The organism is Gemmatimonadaceae bacterium (genome assembly GCA_035533755.1).
GTDB lineage: Bacteria > Gemmatimonadota > Gemmatimonadetes > Gemmatimonadales > Gemmatimonadaceae > JAGWRI01.
Genome location: DATLTC010000032.1, coordinates 1 through 10,820 on the forward strand (window position 1 = coordinate 1; position 10,820 = coordinate 10,820).

Genomic DNA, 10,820 nt, shown 5'->3' on the forward strand with positions numbered 1-10,820 from the left:
CCGGCCCGGCTCCACGATCTATCTCGTGTGGCAGCAGCAGCGCTCGGGGTCCAGCGTGGACGGCAGCTTCGATCTGGGACGCGATCGGGCGGCCCTGTTCCAGGACCGCCCGATCAACGTCTTCCAGCTCAAGGTCAACTACTGGATCGGCCGCTGACTCATCCGCCGCGGTGCGCGCTGCGGTGCTGCTCACTCGGCGCCGGAGCCCGCGGCGCAGGAGCCCGCGGCGCCGAGTACGCCGGGCGCGACGGAGCACGGTACACCGGCTGCGACCGCGGCGCCGGCGTGTAGCGCGGCTGCGCCGTACGCTCGTACGTCTGCGGCGCCGGCGTGTAACGCGGCTGCGCGGTACGCTCGTACGTCTGCGGAGCCGGCGTGTAACGCGGCTGCGCGTTGCGCTGGTACACCTGCGGAGCCGGCGTGTAACGTGGCTGCGCCGTGCGGGTGCCGGCCTCCGGATACCGGCGCGGCGTGCCCGACCAGGTGGCCGGTGCGCTCCGCTCGTGCGCGCCGGTGGTCACCAACACCGGCTGCCGATAGCCGCCGGTACGCGACACCACGCCGTGCCCGTCACGCGGCACCGCGTACCGCGGGCCGTTGCTCGCCATCAGGTTGTTGTAGTTCACCCCGCGATGGATGGCATCGTAGCGATGGATGTTGTTGTAGTCGGGATGCCGGTACACCACGTTGCGATCGTAGTCGATGCGCCGGTAACTCGGGTTCACGTACACGCCGCTCAGCCGCACGTACGGACGCGACCGCGCGATCCACCCGCCGCCGTACCATCCGGTGTACACGATCCGCCGCGCCGGCCAATCCCAGTCGTACATCAACCACGCGCCGATCGGGTACCCGACGCCGAAGCTGAAATAGGAGTTGAACCCCGCGCGGTAGAACACCGGCTGGCAGTAGATCACCGAGGGGTCGTACACCGGCACATAGATCACCTGCGGCTGCGCCGGCCAGATCTGGATGTTCCCGGCATCGGCCACCACCTGCTGCTGCGCCGTGGTCTGCAGGTTGCCCTGCGCCTGCGCCAGCTGCCGCATGTGCTGCACCGCCTGCATCACGTCGGTGGACTGGCTGGCGTACGCCTGGCCCAGCGACGTCGTCCAGTCGATCCGCGTGTCCATCGTATTGAGGATCGACGGATAGTGCGCCACGGCCTTCACGCTCACGTCCCAGTACTGGCCGTCGATGCCGTCGGTCCCGTTGGCGCGCACGTACTGCGCGGCCTCCTGGATCTGATCCGGGAACGTCGCCGCCAGCAGCACCTGCGCCAGCAGCGGATCGGGATACAGCGCCACCGGCGCCACCAGATTGTCCAGCTGGTCCACCGAGAACGCCGCCGGCTGCCCCTGCGCAGCCATCGCATCCTGCGCGCCAACCGGCGCCACGACGGCCGTCTGCAGCGCGAGCACGCACGCCGCACCGAGCAGCAGTGATGAAGACAAAGTGTTGCGCATGGCCACCTCCTCCCTTGGGGGAACCCTACCCATTGCGACCGGCTCTGTCCAGCCCGTCCACGTGATTGTATACACCGGCGCAACTGGATGTTGCACTGTCATTTAGCTGACAGCTTGGGGGGAGCAAAACCGCCAATTCGAAGGGTTAACGGCCAGGGTCCGGCGGCCGCGCAATCAGCGCGACTACACCTTCATCCGCTCGAACGCGTACGTCCCCGCCGCGATCACCAACACGGTGAACGCGCACAGCACGCCCACGTCGAACGCCAGATGGAACTGCGACGTACCGAGCATCAGCCGGCGCAGCGCATCCACCGCGTACGTGAGCGGATCGAGCAACGTGAACGGCGCCAGCCACGCGGGCAGCTTGCCGATGGGAAACAGCGCCCCCGACAGAAAGAAGATCGGGAACACCACGAAGCTCGAGATCAACTGGAACCCTTCGGGGCTCTCCATCAGCGACCCGATGATCAGCCCCACACTCACGAACGCCACCGTCGTGATCGCCAGCACCACCAACGCCAGCAGCAGCGAGGCCGCGTCCAGCCGCAGCCCGGTGATCGTCCCCGTGGCGGACAGCGCCACGCCGAGCAGCAACAGGATCATCACCTGGAGGAGCGAGTCCGTGGCCCCGCCCACCACCTTGCCCACGAAGATCGCCGTGCGCGACACCGGCGCCACCAGCACTTCCTTGAGGAAGTCCACCTTGCGATCCCACACGATGTACACGCCGAAGAAGATCGACGAGAACAGCACCGCCTGCGCCAGGATCCCCGGGTAGATGAACGCCTGGTAGTTGGTGCCGGGAATGGAGACGCTGCTCCCCAGCCCGCCGCCGAAGATGAACAGCCACAGCACCGGGTTCACGATCGACGCCACGATGCGCGACTTCTCGCGCAGGAACACCTTGTATTCCCGGTACCAGATGGCGCGCACGCCGTTGAGGTCGTTCATCGCATCACCGGCGGCGCATCATGCGTTCGGCCCACCCACCTTCGGGCGATCCCTCGCGGATGGCTCGCCCTGTGAAGTGCAGGAACACGTCGTCCAGCGTGGGCGAGCGCACCTCCACCGCCTCCACGCCGCTCACGGCGCGGAGCAGCTCCGCCAGATGCTCGCTGGCGTCGGTCACGGTGAGCATCACCAGCGGCCCCTTGGCTTCCACCTTCTGCACGAAGGGCATCCGCCCCAGCGCGTCCAGATCCGGCTCGCGCACCCGCATGGCCACGATGTCGCCGCCGATCACGCGCTTGAGATTGGCCGGCGTGTCCAGCGCGCCGATCCGCCCGCTGTCCATGATCGCCAGGCGGTCGCACAGCCGGTCCACCTCTTCCATGTAATGCGTGGTGAGGATCACCGTGATCTTCTTCTGGCGCGACAGGTTCTCCACGTACTCCCACACCTTCTCGCGCGACTGCGGATCCAGCCCCAGCGTGGGCTCGTCCAGGAACAGCACCTTGGGATCGTGCATCAATCCGCGCGCCAACTCCAGGCGGCGCCGCATGCCCCCCGAATACTTCTTCACCAGATCGTCCTTGCGATCGGTGAGCTCCACCAGCTCCAGCACCTCGCCAATGCGCCGCTCGCGCAGCGCCACCGGCATGCCGTACAGCATGCCGTGCACCTTGAGGTTCTCGTAGCCGGTCAGGATGTCGTCCGAACTCGGATCCTGGAACACGATGCCGATGGACTGCCGCACCCGGCCCGGCTCGCGGACGATGTCGAAGCCGTTGATCGTCGCCGTGCCCGACGTGGGGCGGATGAGCGTGGTCAGCGTGAGCAACGTGGTCGTCTTGCCCGCGCCATTGGGCCCCAACAGACCGAAGATCTCTCCCTCCTCCACGTCGAGGTTGAGATCGTCCACGGCCACCAGCCGCTCGTACCGCTTGGTGAGGTGCTGCGTCTGGATGATCGGCACCGGGCGCGCCACGTTGGGTCGAGCGGAAATGTACTCGGCGGCCCGGGGGCCGGCGTGAGGGAAAGCGCCACACCGCTTCCCGGGAATCCCCGAGCGGCGGTCGCGCCCCCGCGGCCTAACGTTCAGGCAGACCCCGCGGCGTCCCTGCGCGGCGCCGCTCTACCCGGGAGGACGCATGTCGCCGCCAAGGATCCTCATCGTGTACGGCACCAGCTACGGCCAGACGGCCCGCATCGCCGGTCGCATCCGGCAGTTGCTCGTGGAACGCGGACTCGACGTGACGCTCCTCGCCGGCGACCGGTTGCCCGCGGGTCTCCGTCCTGCGCAATTCGACGGCGTGCTCGTGGGCGCGTCCCTGATCATGCAGGGGTACCAGAAGTACGTCGCCGCGTTCGTGCGCCGCCACGCCGCCGCGCTCAATGCCATGCCCAGCGCGTTCTTCGCCGTCAGCGGGTCGGCGGGCAGCGACAACCCGCTCGAGCGCGCCGCGGCGCAACGGCTGCTGGAGAAGTTCTGCCACGGCGCCGGCTGGCAGCCGTCCATGACCGCGTCGTTTGCCGGCACGATCGCGTTCACCAGGTACAACTTCGCCCTGCGCTGGTTCATGAAGCGCATCAGCCGCAAGGAGGGCCAGTCCACCGATACCTCGCGCGACCACGAGTACACCGACTGGACGCAGGTGACGCGGTTCGCCGAGCAGTTCGCCGAGGCGGTGCAGACCAGCGCCGAACGCGCCGGCCACGCGCATGGGGCGCTCGCATTCTCGGAGAGTACCGCCTAGGATGTTCGCATGCCTCTACGCATGACGGACTCTCGTGAAGATTCTGTAAAGCCGACTGCACCCGACGATCGCGCGCCGTCCGACGCCCTGGTGTGCTTCGGGATCACCGGAGATCTGGCCCACAAGCAGATCTTCCCGGCGCTGTACGCGATGGTCAAGCGCAACTCGCTGCGCGTGCCGGTGATCGGCGTCGCCTTCTCGCACTGGACCATCGATCAGCTTCGCGACCGCGCCCGCGACAGCATCACTGCGCACGGCGGCATCGACGACCCGGCCGCCTTCGACCGCCTGCTCGGCCTGCTGCGCTACGTGGACGGCGACTATTCCGACCCGGCCACCTTCCAGGCGCTCAAGCAGGCGCTGGCCGGCGCCGCGCACCCGGCCCACTACCTGGCCATTCCGCCGGTGCTCTTCGAGACGGTCATCACGGCGCTCGGCGCGGCGGGGTTGGCCGAGGGGGCGCGCGTCATCGTGGAAAAGCCGTTCGGCCGCGACCTCGCCTCGGCGCGCGAACTCAATCGCGTGGCGCACACGGTGTTTCCCGAAGCGTCCATCTTCCGCATCGATCACTTCCTGGGCAAGGAAGCGATCGAGAACATCCTGTACTTCCGGTTCGCCAACACGTTTCTGGAACCGATCTGGAATCGCCACCACGTGGCCAACGTGCAGATCACGCTGGCCGAGGACTTCGGCGTGCAGGGACGCGGCGCGTTCTACGAGACCGCCGGCTGCCTGCGCGACGTGATCCAGAACCATCTCTTCGAGGTGGTGGCGCTGCTGGCCATGGAGCCCCCGTCCACCGGCAGCTTCGAAGCGCTGCGCGACGAGAAGGCCAAGGTGTTCCAATCCATGCGCCTCCTGCGCGCCGACGACATGGTGCGCGGCCAGTTCACGGGGTACCGGAACGAACCCGGCGTGGCCGCCGACTCCGACGTCGAGACCTACTGCGCCCTGCGCCTCATGATCGACTCGTGGCGTTGGGCGGGCGTGCCGTGGTATCTGCGTTCCGGCAAGTGCCTGGCCGAAACCGCCGCCGAGGTGCGCGTGGAGCTCAGGCCGCCGCCGCAGAAGTTGTTCGCCGATTCGGATCAGACGTCGGGCCACACGAACTACATTCGCTTCCGGCTGTCACCCGGCCCCGCCGTGGCGCTGGCGGCGCGCGTCAAGCGCGCCGGCGAGGCATTCGTGGGCGACCAGCGCGAACTCTATCTGCTCGACGCGCAGCCCGACGAGCGCGCGCCCTACGACCGGCTGCTGGGCGATGCGATGGTGGGCAATGCGGCGCTCTTCGCTCGCGAGGATTCCGTGGAGGCCGCGTGGATCGTGGTCGATCCCGTGATCGACACGCACGCCGCGGCGCTGCCGTACGCGTGCGGCAGTTGGGGACCCGCTGCCGCCGACGCGCTCACCGCGGCCGACGGCGGCTGGCACGCGCCGGTGCTCGCCACGGGAGCGGCCGCGGAGCCTTCCCTGTGACGACGCGCCAGCGCCGGCACGGCGCCGGCCGCGTGCTCGTGCTCGACGTGGGCGGCACGCACGTGAAGATGCTCGTGCAGGGCAAGCGCGTGCACCGCAAGTTCGATTCGGGCCCCACGATGACCGCCCAGCGCATGGTGCGCGACGTCAAACAGGCGGTGCAGGACTGGGACTTCGACCGCATCTCGATGGGCTATCCGGGCCCCGTGGTGCACGGACGTCCGCTGCACGAGCCGTACAACCTCGGCGGCGGATGGGTGAAGTTCGATTTCGCCAGAGCGTTCGGCTGCCCGGTGCGGATCATCAACGACGCGGCGATGCAGGCGTTGGGCAGCTACCGCAGCGGACGCATGCTCTTTCTCGGGCTGGGCACGGGACTGGGATCGGCGATGATCGTGGACGGCGTCCTCGAGCCCATGGAGCTGGCCCACCTGCCCTACAAGAACGGCAAGAGCTACGAGGACTATCTGGGCCTGCGTGGGCTGGAGCGCCTGGGCAAGAAGAAGTGGCGCAAGCACGTGTTCGACGTGGTGGCCATGCTCAAGGCGGCGCTCGAAGCCGATGACGTCGTGCTCGGCGGCGGCAACGCGGCCCAGCTCGAGACGCTTCCCCCGGGGGCGCGTCGCGGCAGCAACGACAACGCCTTCAAGGGCGGCTTCCGGATGTGGGACGCCTAGCCGCCGCTACGGCTGGCCCAGTGCCTTCTTGCGCGCGCTCACGGCGGCGCTGAACCGCTGCACGTCCTCGGCGCGGAACGAGTTCTGCTCCTGACGGCCGTTCACGTTGGTATGTCCGAACAGATCGTGCTGCGACCCGTCCACCCAGTCGACGACCATGCGCCCGTTGTCGAAGCGCACGTCCTTCACGGCGGCCAGCGAGAACGCGGCGTGCGTGTTGATGGCGCCCGCCACCGTCTTCTTGACCATCGTCGCGATGCTTCCGCCCAGGCCCGTGTCCGTCTTGTTTCCCGAGTCCAACTGGGTGCGGACCTTGGCCACCATCTTCGGCGAGAGGCCGGCCAGGATCCGGTCTCCGGTGAGAATCACGTCCACCGTGCTGTCGGAATTGAAGATGCGCAGGTCGCCCGGGCCCAGCGAATCGGGCGGCGGCACCACGGCCGCCAGGTGCAGGTCATTATGGACCATCAGGCGAGCGCGCAGCCAGTTGCCCACGAACGCCAGGGCCAGCACCACGAGCGCGATCTGCACCCCGCGCGCCACCCACTTTCTGGACTCGTTATTCATGGCACCCTCGAGACGTCGCTCCGACGCCGGAGCGTAGGTTCGCCGACCGACCGCAGCCGGAGGTTCTGTGCCTCATGACGTGGACGGGGGCGCATTGGTTTCATCCGCGGCGCCCCACGTGGTGGCCGTACGCACTCCCTCATGGAGCCACTGGTCCGCCGACATCGACGACTCCCCGGACACCGCGTAGGCCACCGCGGCGCCGATCAACGCCGGAATGATGTACGAGTGGCCGCCCGTGGCTTCGGCCACGAACACCACCGCCGTGAGCGGGGCCTTGTATCCGCCGGCGATGAACGCCGCCATGCCCACCGCCGCGAACAGGTCCACCGACGCACTGTGCGCCACCGACTGCGCAAACGCCGCGCCGAACGAACTCCCGGTCAGGAACAGCGGCACGAACGCCGCGCTCACGCCGCCCACGCCCAGCGAGAACAGCGTGGCCAGCAACTTGAGCGTGCCGAAGGTCACAAGCTCCAGCGAGCTGTGCGCCTGCCGCAATATCTGCCCCGCGGCTTCGTAATTGGGCCCCACCGGCACCAGCCCGTCGCGGAAGATCGAGACGAACGCCAGGCCGCACACGCCGGTGAGCACGCCGCCCGCCGCCATCTTGAGCCAGTGCGGCATGGTCGACCGCACGGCGAACGCGCGGAATCGGCGGAAGGTGATCGTGAACACCATGGTGGCCAGCCCGCACACCAGCCCGAGCACCGCCGACCCGAGCAGATCGCGGCGCGTGTACGCGGCGCCGCTGCCGAAGTCGAACAGCGGCTTGGCGCCGAGGAACGCCGCCATCGTGGCGTACGACGTGACCGAGGCGATGAGCGAGGGCAGCAGCGCTTCGTGCGCCAGATCGTCCTTGTACGGCATCTCCAGCGCGAAGATGATACCCGTGAGCGGAGCGCGGAACACCGCCGACATCCCCGCCGCCGCGCCGCTGATCAGCATGATGCGCCGGTCGCGCGGGCCGAGCTTGAGCTTGCGCAGCCGGGTCCAGAGCCACGACCCGATCGCGCCGCCCCCGTAGATGCTCGGGCCTTCGAGCGCGGCGCTGCCCCCCAACCCCACGGTGGCGATCGCGGCAATCAGCTTGGGCACGAACGGGCGCATGTCGATGACGCCCTGGTGCTCGTGGTACGAGCGGATGATCTCCTCGGTGGAGTGCTCGTTGGGGTTGGGCGTGAGGTACTGCATGATCAGCCCGGCGATGATGAACCCCAGCGTGATGCCCGGGACGATCAGCATCGGATGCGCGAGATACAGGTGCAGCACGGGCGGCCACATCCATTGCAGGATCACCGCCGCGACGAGCGTGATGAGCAGGCCCGTGGCCACCCCCAGGATCGGAGCGATCACGAGCCACTTATGGAGATCGCGCGAGTAGGTCGCCGCCAGGTCCTCGCGAACGAGGGCGGAGTACTTTCGCAGAAGCGGATGGTCCAGCACTTTCGACTTGAACGTCATCGTGGGTCGGATCCGACCACCAGCTCAGCGCTTCACCACGGTGTACATCCACGCGTCGGCATCGTAGTTGCGCTGCACCGCCGTGGCGCGCTTGAGATCGCCCGAGACGCTGATCTGGAAGAGCGGCACCGGCGGCGCGCCCAGGCGCTGCATCGCGCCCGGGCCCGTGAGGCGATACAGCTCGTACGCGTCTTCGGTGCGGTGCGCGGCCAGGAATACGCCGCCGCCGTCGAGTGGCGAGATCGTCCCGTCCTCGGCAAATGACGACGCCCACGGCGTCGTGGCACCGTCGGCCACGTTCACGGCCGACACGCCGAGCGTGTCGCTCGTGGAGCGGTTGAAGCCGGCAATGAACACGCGCCCGTGCGCCGAATCCGGAATCACCGAGAAGATCGACGCGTACCACGCCGGCAGCGCCACCGTCCGCCGCTTGCCGTTCTGCTCGATGAGCAGCCGGTTTCGGGCAATCGGGATCCACGCCCAACCGTTCGCCACCGGCACGGCGCCGGTGACCGAGGAATCGGGCACGTCGAACCCGTCGCGCTCGGCGCCGGTACGGACGTCCACCACGGCAAAGTGCGTGTTCCCGCTCGACGTCAACACCACGGTGGCCACCGAGGTGGAGTCCACCCACGTGGCACGTTGGATGGCGCCGGTGGCCGGGAGCGGCGTCTCGGCCGTTCCGTCGAACGGACGCACGCTGAACCGCGCCTCGGTGTGATCGCCGGTGGTCGGCACCACGCGGCGCACCAGCAGGCGCCCGCCGTCGGGCGACACCCACGCGAGGACGCTGTTCGACGCATGCGCGATGCGGTGGTCCTCGGTGAGACGGCCCTGCACCAGCTCGGGCACCGTGGTGGTCCACACGCCGTAGTCCAGCGCTCCCTGGTCCATCACCATCTTCGCGCCGTCGGCGGTGATGGACACGTTGGTGAAGATGCCGGTGACCATCGTGTCCTGCTTCGCCGCCAGGTGCCCCGTGGCCGGGTCGATGGCGATGCGGACGATCGACTCTCCCGCCGCGTCGCCCGCGCGGTCGAGCCACACGGCATCCACGGTGCCGATGCCGCCGCACGTGCACTGGTTGACCACGTGGTCGGCCACCTTGCCGTCGCGGCCGATCACCTGCCAGAGGCCGTGCGGCGCCTGGATGATGAGCGTCAGGATCCACCGCGTGCCAGGGATCGCCGACAGGCCCGCGAGCATCTGCCCCTTGCCGCGCACGGCGATGCTGTCGTGCACCACGCCGTCCAGTCCGGCCACCCCCACCCAGTACACGGAGTCCTGCGCATTCGACGAGCCGAGCAGCAGCGAGTCGCCGTCGGCGTAGAAGGCCGCCACGCCCACGGTGAGAAAGCGCGGCGGTCCGCCGAGCGCCGACACCAGATAGCTGCCCGACCGGCCGCCCGCGGTGCCGTAGAAGATCAGATTGCGCCGGTCCGGACTCCAATGGAGGTCGTACACGGACGTGGCGCCGTCGAGGATCGACCGCGTGGTGGTGCCGCCCACGTCCTGCTCCATCACGGAGTAGGTGCAATCGGCGCCGCTGCAGTGTCGCGCGGCAAAGGCCAGCTGCTTCCCGTCGGGCGAGATCGCCGGAAAGTAGATGCCGCCGGACACGGTGAGCTGCGTCTTCTGCCCGAGCGAGGCGCCGGCGCCGTGGTGGCCCAACCGCGCGCGCATGGCAAAGGCGGCCGCGCCCACCGCGAGCACGAGCACCGCGGCGCCGGCGAGCAGCGGCATGCGGCTCCTGGCCGCGGGCGCCGTGGCGGCGGCGTTGGCGCGGGTCACCCCGGCATCGAGCGCCCGCGCGAATTCGTCCGCGGTGGCAAACCGATCGGCCGGCGTCTTGGCGAGCGCCTTGGCCACGGCGGCGTCCACCCCCTCCGGCACGGTGTCGCGCAGCACGCGCAGACGCGTGGGCTTCTCGGTCATCAGCTTGGCGATCATCGCCTGCGCGCTGGCGCCGGTCACGGGCGGTTCGCCGGCCAGCATCTCGTACAGCACCGAGGCCAGCGAGTACACGTCGGCCCGGGCGTCGATGCCGCGGTCGCCGGTGGCCTGCTCGGGGCTCATGTACTGCGGCGTGCCCAGCGACAGTCCGGTCTGCGTGAGGCGGTTGCCGCCGGCTTCCTTGATGGCGAGCGCGATGCCGAAATCGGTGAGCATCGCCTCGCCTTCCTGCAGCAGGATGTTCTCGGGCTTGATGTCGCGGTGCACCAGCCCCTGGCGGTGCGCGTAGTCCAGCGCGCCGGCCACCTGCTTGGTGATCGCCAACGCCTCGTCGAGCCCCAGCTGATGTTCGCGGACGAGCTTCTCGCGCAGCGTCTCGCCGCGCACGTACGGCAGCACGTAGTACAGCATGCCGTCGGCGTCGCCCGAGTCGATGAGCGTGAGGATGTGCGGGTGATCCAGGCGCGCCGAGATCTTGATCTCGGTGAGGAACCGTTCGGCGCCGAGCACCGCGCCCA

The 10,820-nt window shown here is 68.8% G+C and carries 9 protein-coding genes; 3 read left to right on the plus strand and 6 right to left on the minus strand.

All coding sequences use genetic code 11. The features are described from left to right. Positions 1-158 precede the first annotated feature (158 nt). From VNE60_05770 to VNE60_05780, 3 genes are all read right to left on the minus strand, one after another. A complete protein-coding gene (locus VNE60_05770; protein HVB31018.1) occupies positions 159-1,466 on the minus strand; it encodes a DUF3300 domain-containing protein in 1,308 nt (435 codons plus the stop codon). Between the two features lie 183 nt (positions 1,467-1,649). Continuing rightward, a complete protein-coding gene (locus VNE60_05775; protein HVB31019.1) occupies positions 1,650-2,420 on the minus strand; it encodes an ABC transporter permease in 771 nt (256 codons plus the stop codon). A gap of 4 nt (positions 2,421-2,424) precedes the next feature. Continuing rightward, positions 2,425-3,396, minus strand: a complete 972-nt coding sequence (locus VNE60_05780) for an ATP-binding cassette domain-containing protein (protein HVB31020.1) — start codon at positions 3,394-3,396, stop codon at positions 2,425-2,427. Positions 3,397-3,559: 163 nt separating this feature from the next. On the opposite strand from VNE60_05780, the gene VNE60_05785 reads away from it, so the two are divergent. Genes VNE60_05785 through VNE60_05795 form a run of 3 tightly spaced genes read left to right on the plus strand, consistent with a single transcriptional unit; the run spans position 3,560 to position 6,318 of the window. Continuing rightward, positions 3,560-4,165 carry a flavodoxin domain-containing protein gene (locus tag VNE60_05785; protein ID HVB31021.1) on the plus strand — a complete coding sequence of 202 codons (606 nt, stop codon included), beginning with the start codon at positions 3,560-3,562 and terminating at the stop codon, positions 4,163-4,165. A 21-nt stretch (positions 4,166-4,186) separates the two neighbouring features. After that, entirely contained in the window at positions 4,187-5,641 is a 1,455-nt protein-coding gene (gene zwf / locus VNE60_05790) for a glucose-6-phosphate dehydrogenase (protein ID HVB31022.1), read from the plus strand. Then, complete coding sequence (locus tag VNE60_05795; protein ID HVB31023.1) at positions 5,638-6,318, plus strand: ROK family protein; 681 nt, start codon at positions 5,638-5,640, stop codon at positions 6,316-6,318. Before zwf ends, VNE60_05795 begins: the two co-directional genes overlap by 4 nt. 6 nt (positions 6,319-6,324) lie before the next feature. Here the strand turns inward: VNE60_05795 and VNE60_05800 are convergent, their stop codons facing one another. From VNE60_05800 to VNE60_05810, 3 genes are all read right to left on the minus strand, one after another. Next, the gene (locus VNE60_05800) at positions 6,325-6,885 is read right to left on the minus strand and encodes a hypothetical protein (protein HVB31024.1); all 561 of its coding nucleotides are present in this window, start codon (positions 6,883-6,885) and stop codon (positions 6,325-6,327) included. Positions 6,886-6,957: 72 nt separating this feature from the next. Beyond that, a complete protein-coding gene (locus tag VNE60_05805; GenBank protein ID HVB31025.1) occupies positions 6,958-8,349 on the minus strand; it encodes a chloride channel protein in 1,392 nt (463 codons plus the stop codon). A 24-nt stretch (positions 8,350-8,373) separates the two neighbouring features. Beyond that, the coding region (locus VNE60_05810) for a protein kinase (GenBank protein ID HVB31026.1) at positions 8,374-10,820 on the minus strand (2,447 nt) is incomplete at its 5' end.

Coding starts and splice junctions, on each gene's coding strand:
- VNE60_05785 (HVB31021.1), top strand. CDS start 3,560: ATGTCGCCGCCAAGGATCCTCATCGTGTACGGCACCAGCTACGGCCAG.
- VNE60_05775 (HVB31019.1), bottom strand. CDS start 2,420: ATGAACGACCTCAACGGCGTGCGCGCCATCTGGTACCGGGAATACAAG.
- VNE60_05805 (HVB31025.1), bottom strand. CDS start 8,349: ATGACGTTCAAGTCGAAAGTGCTGGACCATCCGCTTCTGCGAAAGTAC.
- VNE60_05800 (HVB31024.1), bottom strand. CDS start 6,885: ATGAATAACGAGTCCAGAAAGTGGGTGGCGCGCGGGGTGCAGATCGCG.
- VNE60_05770 (HVB31018.1), bottom strand. CDS start 1,466: ATGCGCAACACTTTGTCTTCATCACTGCTGCTCGGTGCGGCGTGCGTG.
- zwf (HVB31022.1), top strand. CDS start 4,187: ATGACGGACTCTCGTGAAGATTCTGTAAAGCCGACTGCACCCGACGAT.